The following is a 15,970-nucleotide window of genomic DNA, read 5'->3' as shown; positions in this document are numbered from 1 at the left end:
CCTTACGCATTCATCTTTAAGCCTTAGATCCTGAACGAACCGCAACGCGCCTGTCAGGATTCGATTTTGCGACGAGCCGTTGGCGCAGGGGCGATGGAGCGAGTGGTTGCCCCCGTTCCGGTGCCCTTCTAAGGGGCATGCACGGCGGATACCCCCGACCGCCGGGAGAGATATGCAGCCGATGCCCGAGACAATGCCCCGCCAAATGACCCGGCACTCGCCTTCCGTTTCCGGCCTGCTTCCGGCATTCGGCGCCTACGGCATCTGGTGCCTGTTCCCGCTCTACTTCGCGATGTTGAAGGACGTCGCGCCGTTCGAGGTGGTCGTCTGGCGCCTGATGTGCACGCTGCCGTTCTGCCTCGTCGCCGTCGCCGTGTTGCGGCAAGGCGCGGCACTGCGGGCGGCGCTGACCAACCCGCGCACCCTCGCCACGCTGGCGCTGAGCGGGTTCCTGATCGGCGCGAACTGGCTCATCTATGTCGTCGCGATCATGGAGGGCCACGTGCTCGCGGCCAGCCTGGGCTATTACATCAATCCGCTGATGAACATCCTTGCGGCAACGGTCTTCCTCAAGGAGAAGCTGACGCGGCGACAGTGGATCGCCGTGGCCCTCGCGACGGTCGGCGTGGCGCTGCTGGCGAAAGGCGCGCTCGATACCTTGTGGATCAGCCTGATGCTGGCGCTGAGCTTCGCGTGCTACGGCCTGGCCCGCAAGCTCGCGCCGGTGGCCGCGCTGCCGGGCCTGACGGTCGAGACGCTGGTGCTCTTCGTGCCCGCGCTCGCCCTGATGTGGTGGCAGATGCAGGCGCCGGGCGGGCTGGCGATGGGCTCCTCGACGCGGATCAGCCTGCTGCTGCTCTGCGCCGGGCCGCTGACCGCGATCCCGCTGATGCTCTTCGCCACCGCCGCGCGCGCCCTGCCCTTCTCGGTGCTGGGCTTTATCCAGTTCGTGACGCCGACCGGGTTGTTCCTGATGAGCGTGTTCATCTTCCACGAGCCGCTGAGGCCGATCCAGCTGGTCTGCTTCGCCTTCATCTGGGCGGCCGTCGGCGTATTCTGCTGGGACATCCTTTCACGCCGGACGGGAGGGTAACCCTCCGGCGCGATGGCGCCGGGGTCAGAGCGCCCCGGCGAATCGCAGCGCCTCGCCCTGTGCCTCGTTGGCGAGCTGGCCTTCCCACATCGCCGAGTGCCCGCGCACGATCGTACCGACGACGCGGCCTTCCAGTTCCATCCCTGCGAACGGCGTCCAGCCGCAGCGGCTCTCGCCCCATTCCTCGGTCACGGTGAAAGTGCCCTTGCGGTCGACCACGGTGAAGTCCGCGTCATAGCCCACCGCAATGCGGCCCTTGCCGACGAGACCGAACACCCGCTGCACGCCCGAAGAGGTCATGTCGATCAGCCGCTCTAGGGTCATGCGCCCCTTGGCGACATGGTCGAGCATCAGCGGCAGCAAGGTCTGCACCCCCGGCATGCCCGAGGGGCTGTTCGGATAGGTCTTGGCCTTTTCCTCGCGCGTGTGCGGCGCGTGGTCGGAGCCGATCACGTCGGGCACGCCCGCGCGCAGCCAGTGCCACAACCCGTCGCGGTGCGCGGCCGAGCGGATCGGCGGGTTCATCTGCGCGAACGTGCCGATCCTGGGATAGGCTTCCTCGGCCGCCAGCGTCAGGTGTTGGGGGGTCACCTCGCAGGTCGCGACATCGCGGTGCTGGGCGATCAGCTCCAGCTCGGCCGGGGTGGTGATGTGCAGGATGTGGATCGGGCGGCGCGCCTCGCGGGCAAGGCGCAGGATGCGCCTGGTCGCCAGCATCGCGCTTTCGTCGTCGCGCCATACCGGGTGGCTGGAGGGGTCGCCCTCGACCCGCAGGTCCTTGCGTGCGTTCATGCGCGCCTCGTCCTCGGCATGGATGGCGACGCGGCGACGGCCGTGGGCCAGCACGCGGGCGAGCTGCTCGTCCTCGGCCACCAGCAGGCTGCCGGTCGAGGCGCCCATGAAGATCTTGACGCCCGCCGTACCGGGAATGCGCTCGAGGTCCGCCAGCGCGACCGCATTGTCGGCCGTGGCGCCTACGTAGAACGCGTGATCGCAGTACATCCGGTGATGCGCGCGCTTCAGCTTGTCGAGAACGCGCTCCTCGGTATCGGTATTGGGATTGGTGTTGGGCATCTCGAACACCGCCGTGATGCCGCCCATCACCGCCGCGCGGCTGCCGGTCTCGAGGTCTTCCTTGTGTTCCAGCCCCGGCTCGCGGAAGTGGACCTGGCTGTCGATGACGCCGGGCAGCACGTCGAGCCCGGTGCAGTCGATCCGCTTCGCCGCATCGGGGTAGGAGCCGACGCCGAGGATCTTGCCGTCACGCACCGCGACATCGGCGACCACCGGGCCGCTCGGCGTATGGACGGTGCCGCCGGAAAGGACGAGTTCGGGTGCGGTTGCAGTCATCTGGGACGGCCTTTCTGCGGCAATTTCACGAAGAAGGCCGACCTAGGCCCCTCTCCCGCCGCTTTCAAGGCAATCCCGTCGAGGCGGCCGGTCAGGTCCTGAGGCGGCCCGCCAGCCCCGCCAGCACCTTGTCCTGCGCATCGAGCAGCGCGGCGACTTGCGCGCGGGCGTCGGCGATGGCCTTGACCTCGGGCGATTCCTCGACCGGCGCCTTGTCGCGCGCGTCGGCATAGAGAACGTCGAGTTCGGCGAGCGCGGTCATGCCCGAGGAGCGGCTCGATTCGAGCTTCGCGAGGGCGACGCTGGCAGCGCTCCACGAATCGCTGCCTGTGGAACCTGCCGCGGCACTCGCCCGCTCGGCGGCGGGGCGATTGGACTGGAACTGACGATCCGCCTGCTCCGCGATTTTCACGAGGCCCGCGAGGCGCGTGACGAGATCGGCGCTCGCAGGGGGCAGCGCCGGAGCAGCCTGCCCCGAATCTCCGGGCGCGGCGCTGGCGGTGCCGCTGACGCGCTCGACGTCGCGCTGCGCCAGCGAGGGATAGCCACCGGAAGACGAGCAGGCCGTCATGGCAAGGGAAAGAACGCCGCACAGGATGGCGGGGGCGGTCAAACGGACTTTCGCGCGGATCATGAGGCTGCCATAGCACGGCCGACGCGAAGCGGGAGAGGCTTTGGACCGCCGAAACGGCCAAGTCCTTGCCAAGTCCTTGGTTGACACGAATCGGCCCATCCCCTAACGGCACCCATCTTTCCGGCACCTCGCATCACGCGGGGCGGTCGGCACGTCGCCCGAAAAGTTCCATGGTCCTTCGGGACCTGAGCGGCCGGGGCAGGTTTGTTTCGGCTCGTTTCGGGCATTTTTGAGATTAGGTAAGGGCACCATGTTCGCAGTTGTGCGCACGGGCGGCAAGCAATACCGGGTTGCCGCCGGAGACAAGATCGCGGTCGAGAAGCTGGCTGGTGAAGCCGGTGACAAGATCACCCTGGGTGACATCCTGCTCGCAGGCAAGGACGGCGAAGTCGCGGACATCGCGAACGTGACCGTCGCCGCCGAGATCATCGCCCAGGCGAAGAGCGAGAAGGTCGTGGTGTTCAAGAAGCGCCGCCGCCACAACTATCGTCGCAAGGCAGGCCACCGCCAGCAGATGACCCTGCTGCGCATCGTGTCCGTCGGCTGACCCCAGAATTCGGAGTAACCAGCAATGGCACATAAGAAAGCAGGCGGTTCGTCGCGTAACGGTCGCGACTCCGCGGGACGCCGTCTCGGCGTCAAGAAGTTCGGCGGTCAGGAAGTGATCGGCGGCAACATCATCGTCCGTCAGCGCGGCACCCGCGTGTACCCGGGCGTAAACGTCGGTCTTGGCAAGGACCACACCCTGTTCGCTCTCGCGGAAGGCCGCGTGCGCTTCCACGACGGCAAGCAGGGCCGCAAGTACGTCTCGGTAGACGTCATGGCGGAAGCCGCCGAGTAATCGGATGGTCTCTGTAAGGGCCATCCTGACGGGATGGCCCCGCTGATTCTCTTAAGGGAATCAGCAGAATGAGGGAGAGGGCCCCGCCCGTCTCCCTCTTTTCGTATCTCCCTCCAGCGTGTCCGGGAACCGACACGGCGACTTCGGGTTGCACCGCGCACGGTGCGGCGGCGATGGCGCGCGTCCCCTCGGATCTGTTGCGATTACCGCCTTGTAACCACAGGCGTAATTGCAGTGTCACGCCGGCCCGCTAAGCGCGCGCCGGGGGTTGGAGTAACGAAGATGTTCATTCGCAGCGAAAGGCTGTTCCTGCGCCCTGCCTGGCCGGAGGATCGCGACGAGCTGATGGCCCGGATCGGCCATGAAGCCGTCGTGAGCAACCTCGCCCGCGTGCCCTGGCCCTATACGGCCGAGGACGCCCGCGCCTTCGTCGAAAAGCCGCAGGATCACCGCCTTCCCAGCTTCCTCGTCACCGCGCCCGGTGCCGAAGGTGCCCGTATCGTCGGCGGCTGCGGCCTGTCGATGCTCGATGGCGAGGTCAACCTCGGCTACTGGATCACGCCTGACGAACAGGGGCGCGGCTATGCGACCGAGGCCGCCCGCACCCTGCTGTCGCTGACCCGAGCGCTCGGCCACGACCGCGTCGTGGCGCACCACTTCGTGGACAATGCCGCATCGGGCCGGGTGCTCGAGAAGGTCGGTTTCAGCCGCACAGGTCGTGTTGCCGAGCGCTTCAGCCGGGCACGGGGCTATGCCAGCCCCTCGCGCGAGCACGAGATCGTGTTCGAGAGCCCGGCCGATTGCGGCGGCGGCGATTCGATGAACCGCCGACGCGCCGCCTGATCCCTCCAATTAACCACTGAAAACGACGCTAGGGGTAATCCTCTGGCGCCGTTCTCATATCCGGTTAACCGGCGCCTGCGACGATTTCATCGCTGATCGCGAAGGATTCGCACCAAACTGCGTGCATCTGCGCTGACTTGCGTGCATGATCCGAGTCGCAGGGCACTAGCACGACGGAGAACCGTGGAATGTTCGTCCGCACGGAGAGGTTGTTTTTGAGACCGGCATGGCCGGAGGACTTCGACGATCTTGTCGAGGCTCTTTCGGACGATGACGTTCAGCGCACTGTCGGCGTGGCTCCTTTGCCCCGTTCGGCGGAGGAACTGCGCATCTATCTGGACCGGCCGCGAGATCCGCGCCTTCCCCATTTCTTCATGTATCTGCGCGCGCCCGGCGGGCCGCAACTGGTCGGAAGTATAGGGTTGGGTCGGAGCGACAGCGCGCTCGGCGCCAAGGAGATCGAGGTCGGCTACTGGATCGTCCCGAGATATCGGGGTCGCGGCTATGCCGGAGAGGCCTTGCGCGCGGTGGTGAACCAGGCGCGCTCGCTCGGCCATCTGCGGGTCATCGCCAGCCACTTCGCCGACAGCCGGGGCACGCAGCAGGTGCTGGAAAGCGCCGGCTTCCACGATACCGGGCAGGTACGGTCGCGCTACAGCGCCTCGCGGGCAATGGAGCACCCGGCGCGCATCTACGTCGCGGATCTCGACCGGCGCCTGAGCCCGCGCATGGAAATGGCCGGAGCCGCCTGAACGGGCGCTCCGGTGCGTTGCCTCAGGCTTCTGCGGCGATCCACTTGGGCATGACGTCGGCCGGGATGTCCTCCACCCGCAGGTGATCCACCGCGAGCCCCAGTTCGGGGTAGGCGGCGCGGCGGCGCTTCTCGTCCGAACGGGCCAGCGGCACCACCACGAGGCGGCGGTTGACCTTCTGGCGCCAGTTCATGCGCGCGGTGTTCTCCTGCCCGACGTAGCAGCCCTTGGTGAAGCTGACGCCATGCAGGTCCGCCGCGTTGCATTCGAGCCAGAGCGTTTCGCCATCGCCCAGTTCCGCGCGGCCTTCAGGCACCCGCAGCGCCAGACGGTGGGCACGCCAGGCGGCGTCTGCGCCGGTCTCTTCCTCGGCCGGATCGGTGGCATCGACCACCGCGACCCAGCGCTCGCCAAGGGCGTGGAGGCGCGGGTCCGGCGCGGCGCCGTCGCCCGTGTGCGGCCGCCAGTGCACGGCGAGCCGGTCGTCGCGAGCAATGTCGATCGCCTTGCGCAGCCGGTACATCGACAAGCGCTTCACCAGCGCGTCGGCAACTTCGGCCTCGCAGTCGATGAGCAGCCCCTTGCCGCCCGGCCAGACGATGAAGTCGAACAGCGCCTTGCCCTGCGGCGTCAGCAGTCCCGTCCAGACCGGCAGGGTTCCGGCCACGTCCGAGGTCACGAGACCCTGCAGGAAATCGACGACGTTCTCATTCGAATCGGGGCGCGGGGACAGCCGGATCACGGCGCGGTCGAACAGGCGGGTAGCGGTCATGCGCCCTAAGTGGAGTAGCCCGAACCGCCCCGCAAGACCCTCACTTGGTCGATGGACATTTCGCGAGACGTTCGCGCATTTCGTCGAGCACCCAGACGGCGGCGGGGCCGGGCCGGCTGTCCTTGCGCCAAAGCGCCACGAGCGCGTAATCGAGCGCGGACCGCTCGGGCAGCTTCAGTTCCACGAGTGTGCCTGCCTCGAGGTCCACCCTCACGGCATGGCGCGGCATCGAGCCCCAGCCGATGCCCTCCTTGAGCAGCGCATGCTTGGCGCCGAGGTCCGCCAGACGCCACGAACGCGGGCTGAACACGGAGAAATCGCGCCCCTCCGTCAGCGGCGAACGGTCGGTCAGGACAAGTTGCAGGTGCTTGCGCGTCTCGCCCGGCTCGATCCGCTCGAACTTGGCGAGGGCGTGGTCGGGGGCGGCGACGGGAACCATCTCGACCGAGCCGATCGTCTCGCGCTCGATCTCCGCAAGGTCCATGATGTCCGGCCCGGCGATACCCAGCGTTGCGCGCCCGTCGAGCACCAGCGCCGCCACGGCGCCCAGCGCCTCGATGTGGAGGCGTAGCGGAACCGTCGGAAAACGCACCTGAAAGTCGCGCAACAGGCGGGCGAGCACGTTGCCCGGCACCATCACGTCCACCGCCAGCGACAGCTCCGCCTCCAGCCCCTGCCGCAGACTGCGGACCTTGGCGAGCAGGGCGTCGACGTCGTCGGAGATCGCGTGCGCCTCGGACAACAGCGCACGACCGGCCTCGGTCAGCTGCGGACGGCGCGAGCCTTCGCGGTCGAACAGGCGCACGTCGAGCTGGCTTTCGAGCTGGGCGATGGCGTAGCTGACCACCGAAATCGCGCGCCCAAGTCGCCTGGCGGCTGCATTGAAACTGCCCTCTTCCACCACGGCCAGAAAGCACCGCAAGTGATCGAGACTGGGCGGAACGACGTCGACCATTCAACTTTCCTGAATAATTCAGCCGAGTTTATCACAATTTCACGGTAGCCACGCAAGGGCTACAGGGCACTCAACAGGGCCTTAACGGCACCTAACGCATACAAAGGAGTGCCCCATGATCGAACTGCGTCCCTTCGAGAGCATCGGCGCCGCCAATCACGGATGGCTCGATGCCCGCCACCATTTCTCCTTCGCCGACTACCATGATCCGGCGCGCACCAACTGGGGGCGCCTGCGGGTCTGGAACGACGACACCATCGCCGCCAGGTCCGGCTTCCCGCCGCACCCCCACCGCGACATGGAGATCGTCACTTATGTCCGCACCGGCGCGATCACGCACAAGGACAGCCTGGGCAACACCGGCCGCACCGGCGCGGGCGACGTCCAGGTTATGAGCGCCGGCACCGGCATCCAGCACTCGGAGTACAACCTCGAGGACGAGGCGACGACGCTGTTCCAGATCTGGATCATCCCCGACCGCCGCGGCGAGCAGCCGAGCTGGGGCGCCCGTCCCTTCCCCAAGGAGGACCGTTCGGGCCAGTTCGTGACCTTGGCAAGCGGCATCGCCGGGGACGACGACGCCCTCCACATCAACGCCGAGGCGCGCGTGCTGGGCGCGACGGTGAAGGCGGGCGACACGGTGACTTACGCCACCGACGCCGCGCGCCACAGCTACCTCGTCCCCGCCACCGGCCGCATCCGGGTCGGTGACGTGGAAGCCAATGCCCGCGACGGCGTGGCCATCACCGGGCTCGACACGATCACCGTGACCGCTCTCGAAGACGCGGAACTGGTGCTGGTGGACGCAGCCTGACATAGCGCAGGGGGGTGATTCGAAAGGATTGCCCCCCTGCTTGCGCACTCTCCCTAAGCCCTTAGCAGACAAGGACATATTTCGATGACCGGACGTATCGCCAATCCCAAGATCGAGAAGCTCATCGTCGACCGCTGGAGCCCCCGCGCCTTCGACGGCAGCGAGATGCCGCAGGAAGACCTCGACGCGATCCTCGAAGCCGGTGGCTGGGCGCCCTCGGCCTACAACGTGCAGCCCTGGACCTTCCTCTACGCCAAGAAGGGCGACGCGAACTGGGACCTGTTCCTGTCGGGCCTGATCGACTTCAACGCCGGCTGGGCCAAGGAAGCCTCGGCGATCGTCTATGTCGTCTCCGACAAGTTCATGCGCTCGGACAAGGGCAACTCCGAAAACCACAGCCACAGCTTCGACGCTGGCGCCGCCTGGGTGCTCGCCGCGATCCAGGCGCAGGCGCTGGGCTACCACACCCACGGCATGACCGGCCTGAAGTTCGGCGAGGCCGAAGCCGCGCTCGGCATCCCGGAAGACCATCGCCTCGAAGCCGCCTTCGCCATCGGCAAGCAGGGTGACAAGTCGGTCCTGCCCGACTTCCTGCAGGAGCGCGAAGTCGCCAGCGACCGCAAGCCGCTGGCCGAGATCGCCAAGGCCGGCAAGTTCGCCTGATCCTTTCGGCGCCCGCACCCCCTCCCCCCTCCAGTGCGGGCGCCCATCGGCCCGGTCCTCCCAACGGAGGGCCGGGCTTTTTGATTCGCCCGCCAAGACGCGATGGCATGTGATCAAACCCACCCTTCGTCATTGCGAGCGCAGCGAAGCAATCCACGGCGGTTGATGCTGCCCTGGATTGCTTCGCTGCGCTCGCAATGACGGATGAGGGGAGACGGGCGACTCTCACTTACATCCAGTCTCATCGCGCCCCGATCTTCCCGCCGCCCTGAAATCGCCTTGATCGCATGGCCTCCTGCTCTTCATGCCGATCGCCGACCTCCCGCCCGAACCGCCCGCGATCGCAGCGCCGCTGTTCGACCTTGCGCAGATGCCGCAGGACGGGACGGTCAATCTCCATGCCGTCAAGCCGCGCTGCCCGGTCGGCCGCCCCGGAGAAATCGTCGTCTGCGCGACCAACCCGGAAAAGGAGCGCCTGCGTCCGCTTCCCGATACTTACGAAACGCCGGACGGCCTGCCCCGCGCGCAGATGGGCCTGAGCGAAAACTCCTCGCTCGGCGTCGAGCTTGATTCGGCGACGCTGGGCAGCGGGCAAGTCAGCAACCGAGCGATGGTGCGCTACAAGCTGAAGTTCTGATAGCCCGCCTATCGCATTGCGAGGCAAATCCGGGCTCGTCACCCGCACCGCTCTGCGCCATAGCGCCGCCATGGTCCGGCACATTCATTCCCTGCGCCTCCACGCCCTCGGCCGTCTGGGCTGGGCGCGCGGCGCGATCGGCGCGGCGCTGGGGATCGCGCTTTCCGGCTTCGCGACATGGGCCCTGCTCGGCGGCCATCAGGCCCACGCCCTGCCCTTCCTCGTCGCGCCGCTGGGCGCCTCAGCGGTGCTGGTGTTCTGCGTTCCGGCGAGCCCTCTCGCGCAGCCGTGGTCGGTGATCGGCGGAGACCTGCTCTCGGCCGCGATCGGCATTTCGATCGGGCACCTGATCGGCAATCCGTGGCTGGGCGGGAGCATCGCGGTGGGGCTTGCCATCGCGGCGATGTCGGTGGCCCGCTGCCTCCATCCGCCGGGCGGTGCCTGCGCCCTGCTCTGCGCGCTCGGCGCGGGCGGGCAGGTGCCGTGGGACGCGACGCTGATGATCCCGATCGGCGCCAACGTGCTGGTGCTGTGCAGCTTCGGCTGGCTCTACAACAACTTCACCGGTCACGCCTGGCCGCATGTCGCGCCGCCCCCGCCGGTTCCCGTCTCCACGCGTGAGGACGTCGTCGCGGTGCTGGAGGAATGGGACGAAGTGCTCGACGTGGACGTCGATGATCTCGACGCCTTCGTGCAGGCGGTGCTGCGACGCCGGGCGTCCTGACGCGAAAAGTCCCACCCCCCGGCCAGAAGGGTGGGACTCCCCGAACGTTCCGACGCAGTCTGCCTGAAGGGCTCCCAGCCCGGTGAACCAGATTCAGGCAGGCCCCGCGTCAGGTGAAGGCGACGATGATCGCGACCGCCAGGCCCCAGCACAGGATCAGCACGGGTAGCGTGAGAACCTGGACGGCCGCTTCGCCCGCCGTGAGCCTTCCGTTCAGAGTGTCGATGCCGCGTGCGGCAAGCTGGCCCCATGTTGGCGCGGCGGCATCGTTGTGGGGTTTCATCTTCACCCAGTACCCGGCCAGCCCGAACGCCATGAGGACGAACCCGGCGAAGATGACCATCGGGATGGCCAGTTCCGGGTTCATGAACGTGGCGGCCATGACACCGATGAAGGCGAGGTAGAGCGCGACCGTGGCGACATAGAAGCCGGTCGGCAGGCCGAAGCTGCGGTCAACTCCAAAATGCATTGGCGTGCGGGCGGGAACGGCCGTGACCGTAGCCAGACCCTGAAGCTGCTGCCGGGTAAGACGTTGGGACATGATGCTGATCTCCTTGGGTGATCGGCATATGCGCGCCTTCGCGCCATGATTCGTTGATGCGGGTCAAATGCGGCGAAGATTGTGAGTGGGGGAGGCCAGCAATGCGAAGGCTCCCCCTCTCTCGTCATTGCGAGCGCAGCGAAGCAATCCAGGGCCGCGTAAACCGCCCTGGATTGCTTCGCTGCGCTCGCAATGACGAGGCAGGTTTCTATTTACTCCGGCCTCGCGCGATCTCACCCCCAGCGCGCGATATCCTCGAAGTCCTGCTCCCGCGGTTCGATCCAGCGCCATTGGCCGCCGGTCTTCTCGCGCTTCCAGAACCACGATTCGCTCTTGAGGTGGTCCATCGCGAAGTCCGCCGCCGCAAAGGCATCGCGCCGGTGCCGGGCAGCGGCGGCAACAAGCACGATCGGCTCGGCCGGGAGCATCACCCCGCTGCGGTGGATCACCAGCAGCCCGTCAAGCGCCCAGCGCCCGCGCACGCGCGTCGACAGATCTTGCATCGCGGGCAGCGTCAGCGGGTCATAGTGCCGCAGTTCCAGCGCCTCGCAGCCCCCGCCCTCACGCACTTGCCCAAGGAAGCTGACGATCCCGCCCGCTTGCGGGTGCGCGGCGGTGAAGGCGCTCAGTTCCGCTGCCGGATCGAAGCCGGACGTCAGCAGGCGAACGTCGGACATGTCAGCCACCCGAAACCGGCGGCAGGAAGGCCAGTTCGTCGCCATCCGCCAGCACCACGCCGCCCTTTTCGGCGATCAGCGCGCCGTTGAGCGCCACTTTCACCCGGACACCGGCGACGGTCTCGACCAGTTCGGGCGTGTAATGCTCCTCCAGATGCGCCAGCAGAGCGGCCCAGCCGAGCGGTACATCGACGCTGATGCCATCCGTCCCCGCCAGCTCCTCAAGCCGTCCGAGGAACACCAGTTTCGCAGTCATCTCACCCACCCGTCATCGACATGTGCCGCGCCAGCGCAGGCGCCTCGCCGCGTCCGTCGATCGCGAAGTGATGGCGCTCAGGCTTGATCCGCATCGCCGTGTCCAGCGCCGCCGACAAGGCGCCTTGCGGATCGTCCGAACGCAGCGCCGCGCGCAGGTCCACCTGCTCGTTGCCGCCGAGGCACGCATAGAGCTGCCCCGTCGCGGTGACGCGGATGCGGTTGCAGCCCTCGCAGAAGTTGTTTGTCAGCGGGGTGATCAGGCCGAGCCGTCGGCCGGTTTCCGCGACGTCCCAGTAACGCGCCGGGCCGCCGGTGCGGTGCCCGCTCGGCGCAAGCGTCCAGCGCCGGGCCAGATCCTCCTGCACCGCGACGAGCGGCAAGTAGTGGTCGAAGCGGTCTTCCTCCACTTCGCCCAGCGGCATGACCTCGATCAGCGTCGCCTCGAAGCCCTGCGCGTGCGCCCAGGCGACGATATCGGCGATCTCGTGCTCGTTGATGCCCTTGAGCGCCACAGTGTTGAGCTTGACCTTCAGGCCCGCCGCCTTCGCCGCCGCCAGCCCCTCCAGCACCTGCGGCAGCGAATCGCGCCGGGTCAGCCGCGCGAAAGCCTCGCGGTCGAGGGTATCGAGCGAAACGTTGATCCGTCGCACCCCCGCCGCGCGCAGATCGTCGGCGAATTCGGCAAGGCGGGTGCCGTTGGTGGTGAGGGTCAGCTCTTCCAGCCCACCCTGCCCGTCAGCCGCGCCGATCCGGCGGCCGAGCGCCCGGACGAGGTCGATCATGTCGCGCCGGACCAGCGGTTCGCCGCCGGTCAGCCGCAATTTGGTGATACCGCGTGCGATGAAGCCGAGGGCAAGGTCGTGCATCTCGTCGAGCGTCAGCACGTCCTTCTTGGGAAGGAACGTCATCCGCTCCGGCATGCAGTAGGCGCAGCGCAAGTCGCAGCGGTCGGTCACCGACAGGCGCAGGTAGGTGATCCTGCGCTGGAACTGGTCGACGAGGGGCTGCGGCGTGCTCATTCGGACGGATATAGCACTCCGCCCGCGCCCTTGCCATTGAGCGGTAGTAATTGTCCCGTCACACCGCCTGCACCGTCAAGCCAGCGTTGCGCCGCTGCCACAGCCTCCCGCCCACCTGCTCCGGCGTCGCTCTCGACGGCATTGACCCGCGAAGGTGCGAAGCGGCGGGCAAGGCCCTGCACGGCGGCAAGGCGCCAGGCGCGATGCTCGTGATTCGCGGGCAGGAAAACCAGCGTCAGCGGATCGGCGCCGCCCGACAGCGTCGCCTCGATCCCGGGCAGCAGGCGGGCATGGAAATCGGCCGCAGCCTCGAGCGCGTCGTCCGACAGCGGCCCGAGATGGAGCAACTCGTTCAACGACGTTCCCGCGTCAGGGTCATGCCGATCAGTTCGTTGACCTCGGTGAGCGCCAGCTTGACGATCTTCACCGTCACCGCCTCGACCCGCTCGTCCTGCAGGAACAGCGTCTCACAGACGTGGTCGGCGACCGCCTCGATCAGCTTGAAGTGGACACCCTGTGGCAGCGCTTCCGACGCCGCGAACTTGAGGTCCATGTAGTTCTTGCTCGCCGTCAGCGGCGTGTCAGGGGCGTAGTGGTCCGCAGGCCGCAGCTTCACCGTGATGGTGAAACGCAGGGGCTGCGGCTTGCCGGTTTCCTCCGAGTAGATGCCGGTGAGGACATCCTGCTCGAAATCGGCAACTTCAAGGATCAGCGAATCGGCCATGATGTGGGCGCCTTTAGGATATCATCGCTCGCAACGAAAACATTTCGTCATTGCGAGCGTAGCGAAGCAATCCAGGGCAGCACAAACCGCGCTGGATTGCTTCGCTACGCTCGCAATGACGAAAGTGATTGGGGCTACTCGGGATTGGACCAGCGCGCGAAGATCGCGGTCGGCAGCAACCGCCCCTCACCGTCTTCCCGCACCGACAGGTCGCCATGCTCGATCTTCCCGGGAAGTCCGGCGAACAGCTCGTCCATCAGCCCGGCCAGCGCCAGCGAGGACATGCGCACCGCATAGACCGTCAGGAACAGGAACCGGCTGTCAGCATCGAGCAGCTTGCGGCAATCGGCGAGAAGCCCCGGAAGGTGCTCTTCCAGACGCCAGGTCTCGCCGGTGGGGCCGCGCCCGAACTTGGGCGGGTCGAGGATGATGCCGTCGTAGCGCTTCTCACGCCGAACTTCGCGCGCGGCGAACTTGGCCGCGTCGTCGATCATCCAGCGCACCGGGCGGTCCTGCAGCCCCGCCAGAGCGGCGTTCTCGCGCGCCTGTGCGACGGACTTCTTGGACGCATCCACATGTGTCACCGGGCCGTGCGCGGAGAGTGCCAGCGTACCGACGCCGGTATAGCCGAACAGGTTCATCGTGCTGGCATCGGTGCGCCCGGCCAGCATCCCGCGCATCCAGTCCCAAACTGGCGCCATGTCCGGGAAGAAGCCGAGATGACGGAACGGGGTGCACTGCGCGGTGAACGAAACTTCGTTCCACGCCAGCGGCCAGCCGTCGCGGGGCACGGGCTTGTCAAACTGCCAACGCCCACCGCCGTCCTCGTCGGAACCGGGCACGAACTCGCCATGGGCGTCCCAATGCTCGCTCCGCGGAGTCCACATCGCCTGCGGTTCGGGGCGCACGAAGCGGTAGTCGCCGTAGCGCTCCAGCTTGCGTCCGTGGCCCGAATCGACGAGGCCGTAATCCGCCCAACCCTCTCCGGCGAGGATCAGCGGGTCTGTGACAAGCTCAGCCATCAGACTTTCGGGCTGGCGTGCGCCGCCACGAATTCGGTCACGGCCTCGAAGGTGCCGGGCAGCGTTTCGTACTTTTCCTCACGCTCGAACAGGTCGCCCACGCGGGTCGGCAGGGTCGGACGCTGGCCGGTGGCGCGCTCGACCGCCTCGGGGAACTTGGCAGGGTGCGCGGTCGCCAGCGTGACGACCGGCACGCTCGCGTCGATGCCCGCCGTGCGCGCGGCGAAAAGACCGCAGGCGGTGTGCGGGTCGATCAGTTCGCCGGTCGCCTCGTAGGCCCAGCGGATGGTCGAGGCCATCTCGTCGGCATCGGCACGGGCCGACGAGAACAGCGCCGAGGCGCCCTCACGCTGCGCGTTGGTCAGTTGCATCGCCTTCGTCGATTCGAACCCGGCCATCTGCTCGGCCAGAGCCTTGCCGTCGCGCCCCCCGAGGTCGAACAGCAGGCGCTCGAAATTCGAGGACACCTGAATGTCCATCGACGGCGCAGCGGTCGGCGTCACCGTCCCCTGCGAGTAATCGCCCTCGGCCAGCGCGCGGTGAAGGATGTCGTTCACGTTGGTCGCGACGATCAGCCTCTCGACCGGCAGACCCATCTGCGCCGCCACATAGCCCGCGAAAACGTCGCCGAAGTTGCCCGTCGGCACCGAGAACGCCACCTTGCGATGCGGCGCGCCAAGCTGCAGCCCGGCCGCGAAGTAGTACACGACCTGCGCCATCAGGCGCGCCCAGTTGATCGAGTTCACCGCGCCGATGGCGAAGCGGTCGGTCATACCCTTGTCATTGAACACGCGCTTCACGATCGCCTGCGCGTCGTCGAAGTTGGCGTGCTCCAGCGCGATGTTGTGCACGTTGGGCGCCAGCACCGTCGTCATCTGGCGGCGCTGCACGTCCGAAACGCGGCCCTTGGGGTGGAGCATGAAGATGTCCACCTTCGCACGCCCCGCAACCGCGTCAATCGCCGCAGACCCGGTATCGCCCGAGGTCGCACCCACGATCGTCAGGTTGCGATCCGAACGGCCAAGGAACTCCTCGAACAACAGGCCCAGCAACTGCAGCGCCACGTCCTTGAACGCCAGCGTCGGGCCGTGGAACAGCTCAAGCAACCACTGCTGCGAATCGAGCTGCTTGAGCGGCGTTACGCCGTCATGCGCGAAACGGCCGTAAGCTGCCGTGGTCAGCTCCAGCAGGCGCTCTTCGGTGAGGCTGCCCGCGACGAACGGCGCCATGACCTTTGCGGCCAACTCGGCATAAGGAAGCCCCGCCCAGCTCGCGATTTCCTCGGCCGAGAAACGCGGCCACTCACGCGGAACGTAAAGGCCACCATCCGATGCGAGGCCGGCAAGCGTCGCGCCTTCGAAATCAAGCGCCGGAGCGCTGCCGCGGGTGCTGATATAGTCCATCGGGCGCGGTTAGCCTTGAAGGCGGGAAATGAAAAGGGCGTGAAGGGTGTGAAGAAGGAAAGAAATGAATCTGGGGCCATCGCCCCAGACCCCTTAACCGTCGAGGTGACGCGCGCAGCCTCCTCCCGCGCCCACGGTGAGCCGGGAGACAAATAGCCTGCGGCGCAATGTGTGGCTGAGGCTGCTGCGCGCCCGACGACGACGGTATGGGGGTCTGGGGCGCCAAAGGTATATGGGGGGCCCCAGGA

21 protein-coding genes are annotated in these 15,970 nt (G+C 67.1%); 9 read left to right on the top strand and 12 right to left on the bottom strand.

Translation table 11 applies throughout. The annotated features are described in order from the left end of the window. The first annotated feature begins 205 nt into the window (after window positions 1-205). Complete coding sequence (gene rarD, locus QRN25_RS00670) at window positions 206-1,093, top strand: EamA family transporter RarD (protein ID WP_285016799.1); 888 nt, start codon at window positions 206-208, stop codon at window positions 1,091-1,093. Window positions 1,094-1,117: 24 nt separating this feature from the next. Here rarD and QRN25_RS00665 read toward each other — a convergent pair whose 3' ends face one another. Both QRN25_RS00665 and QRN25_RS00660 read right to left on the bottom strand, forming a co-directional pair. Further along, window positions 1,118-2,443: a dihydroorotase gene (locus tag QRN25_RS00665; protein WP_285016797.1), complete on the bottom strand. Its 1,326-nt coding sequence runs from the start codon at window positions 2,441-2,443 to the stop codon at window positions 1,118-1,120. Window positions 2,444-2,534: 91 nt separating this feature from the next. Next, window positions 2,535-3,077, bottom strand: coding sequence for a hypothetical protein (locus tag QRN25_RS00660; RefSeq protein WP_285016794.1), 543 nt, complete (start codon window positions 3,075-3,077; stop codon window positions 2,535-2,537). A gap of 250 nt (window positions 3,078-3,327) precedes the next feature. On the opposite strand from QRN25_RS00660, the gene rplU reads away from it, so the two are divergent. The 4 genes from rplU to QRN25_RS00640 all read left to right on the top strand — a co-directional run bounded on the left by rplU (window position 3,328) and on the right by QRN25_RS00640 (window position 5,513). Then, complete coding sequence (gene rplU / locus QRN25_RS00655; protein ID WP_008828935.1) at window positions 3,328-3,624, top strand: 50S ribosomal protein L21; 297 nt, start codon at window positions 3,328-3,330, stop codon at window positions 3,622-3,624. A gap of 24 nt (window positions 3,625-3,648) precedes the next feature. Further along, window positions 3,649-3,918 carry a 50S ribosomal protein L27 gene (gene rpmA, locus QRN25_RS00650; RefSeq protein ID WP_008828936.1) on the top strand — a complete coding sequence of 90 codons (270 nt, stop codon included), beginning with the start codon at window positions 3,649-3,651 and terminating at the stop codon, window positions 3,916-3,918. 282 nt (window positions 3,919-4,200) lie between these two features. Beyond that, window positions 4,201-4,761 carry a GNAT family N-acetyltransferase gene (locus QRN25_RS00645; protein WP_036529438.1) on the top strand — a complete coding sequence of 187 codons (561 nt, stop codon included), beginning with the start codon at window positions 4,201-4,203 and terminating at the stop codon, window positions 4,759-4,761. Window positions 4,762-4,949: 188 nt separating this feature from the next. Beyond that, window positions 4,950-5,513 (top strand): GNAT family N-acetyltransferase, encoded by a 564-nt coding sequence (locus QRN25_RS00640; protein WP_008830645.1) that lies wholly within the window; start codon window positions 4,950-4,952, stop codon window positions 5,511-5,513. A gap of 22 nt (window positions 5,514-5,535) precedes the next feature. Here QRN25_RS00640 and ygfZ read toward each other — a convergent pair whose 3' ends face one another. After that, on the bottom strand, window positions 5,536-6,285 hold the full coding sequence (gene ygfZ, locus QRN25_RS00635; RefSeq protein ID WP_008830644.1) for a CAF17-like 4Fe-4S cluster assembly/insertion protein YgfZ: 750 nt from the start codon (window positions 6,283-6,285) through the stop codon (window positions 5,536-5,538). 40 nt (window positions 6,286-6,325) lie between these two features. Then, window positions 6,326-7,240, bottom strand: a complete 915-nt coding sequence (locus QRN25_RS00630; protein WP_285016786.1) for a LysR family transcriptional regulator — start codon at window positions 7,238-7,240, stop codon at window positions 6,326-6,328. 115 nt (window positions 7,241-7,355) lie between these two features. Between QRN25_RS00630 and QRN25_RS00625 the strand changes: the two genes are divergently transcribed. The 4 genes from QRN25_RS00625 (at window position 7,356) to QRN25_RS00610 (ending at window position 10,078) form a co-directional block, all read left to right on the top strand. Then, on the top strand, window positions 7,356-8,054 hold the full coding sequence (locus QRN25_RS00625; RefSeq protein WP_008830642.1) for a pirin family protein: 699 nt from the start codon (window positions 7,356-7,358) through the stop codon (window positions 8,052-8,054). Between the two features lie 84 nt (window positions 8,055-8,138). Next, the gene (locus QRN25_RS00620; protein WP_285016784.1) at window positions 8,139-8,717 is read left to right on the top strand and encodes a nitroreductase family protein; all 579 of its coding nucleotides are present in this window, start codon (window positions 8,139-8,141) and stop codon (window positions 8,715-8,717) included. 304 nt (window positions 8,718-9,021) lie between these two features. Beyond that, complete coding sequence (locus tag QRN25_RS00615) at window positions 9,022-9,354, top strand: hypothetical protein (RefSeq protein WP_285016782.1); 333 nt, start codon at window positions 9,022-9,024, stop codon at window positions 9,352-9,354. A gap of 70 nt (window positions 9,355-9,424) precedes the next feature. Continuing rightward, complete coding sequence (locus QRN25_RS00610) at window positions 9,425-10,078, top strand: HPP family protein (RefSeq protein WP_036529502.1); 654 nt, start codon at window positions 9,425-9,427, stop codon at window positions 10,076-10,078. A gap of 109 nt (window positions 10,079-10,187) precedes the next feature. Here QRN25_RS00610 and QRN25_RS00605 read toward each other — a convergent pair whose 3' ends face one another. The 8 genes from QRN25_RS00605 to thrC form a co-directional block, all read right to left on the bottom strand. Further along, the gene (locus tag QRN25_RS00605; protein WP_285016779.1) at window positions 10,188-10,619 is read right to left on the bottom strand and encodes a hypothetical protein; all 432 of its coding nucleotides are present in this window, start codon (window positions 10,617-10,619) and stop codon (window positions 10,188-10,190) included. Between the two features lie 233 nt (window positions 10,620-10,852). Continuing rightward, window positions 10,853-11,296, bottom strand: coding sequence for a molybdenum cofactor biosynthesis protein MoaE (locus tag QRN25_RS00600; RefSeq protein WP_285016777.1), 444 nt, complete (start codon window positions 11,294-11,296; stop codon window positions 10,853-10,855). A 1-nt stretch (window position 11,297) separates the two neighbouring features. Then, window positions 11,298-11,552, bottom strand: a complete 255-nt coding sequence (locus QRN25_RS00595) for a MoaD/ThiS family protein (protein WP_285016775.1) — start codon at window positions 11,550-11,552, stop codon at window positions 11,298-11,300. Between the two features lies 1 nt (window position 11,553). Next, a complete protein-coding gene (moaA, locus tag QRN25_RS00590) occupies window positions 11,554-12,573 on the bottom strand; it encodes a GTP 3',8-cyclase MoaA (protein ID WP_285016774.1) in 1,020 nt (339 codons plus the stop codon). Continuing rightward, entirely contained in the window at window positions 12,570-12,929 is a 360-nt protein-coding gene (locus tag QRN25_RS00585; RefSeq protein ID WP_008830634.1) for a Rossmann fold domain-containing protein, read from the bottom strand. The genes moaA and QRN25_RS00585 overlap by 4 nt, the downstream gene beginning before the upstream one ends. Continuing rightward, on the bottom strand, window positions 12,926-13,297 hold the full coding sequence (locus tag QRN25_RS00580) for a dihydroneopterin aldolase (RefSeq protein ID WP_008830633.1): 372 nt from the start codon (window positions 13,295-13,297) through the stop codon (window positions 12,926-12,928). Before QRN25_RS00580 ends, QRN25_RS00585 begins: the two co-directional genes overlap by 4 nt. 134 nt (window positions 13,298-13,431) lie before the next feature. Further along, on the bottom strand, window positions 13,432-14,319 hold the full coding sequence (locus QRN25_RS00575) for a class I SAM-dependent methyltransferase (RefSeq protein WP_285016771.1): 888 nt from the start codon (window positions 14,317-14,319) through the stop codon (window positions 13,432-13,434). After that, on the bottom strand, window positions 14,319-15,722 hold the full coding sequence (gene thrC, locus QRN25_RS00570) for a threonine synthase (RefSeq protein WP_285016770.1): 1,404 nt from the start codon (window positions 15,720-15,722) through the stop codon (window positions 14,319-14,321). The genes QRN25_RS00575 and thrC overlap by 1 nt, the downstream gene beginning before the upstream one ends. Between the last annotated feature and the right edge of the window lie 248 nt (window positions 15,723-15,970).

It is taken from the genome of Novosphingobium sp. fls2-241-R2A-195 (genome assembly GCF_030209485.1).
GTDB classification, from domain to species: domain Bacteria; phylum Pseudomonadota; class Alphaproteobacteria; order Sphingomonadales; family Sphingomonadaceae; genus Novosphingobium; species Novosphingobium resinovorum.
This window is presented reverse-complemented; position numbering and strand designations above follow the sequence as displayed.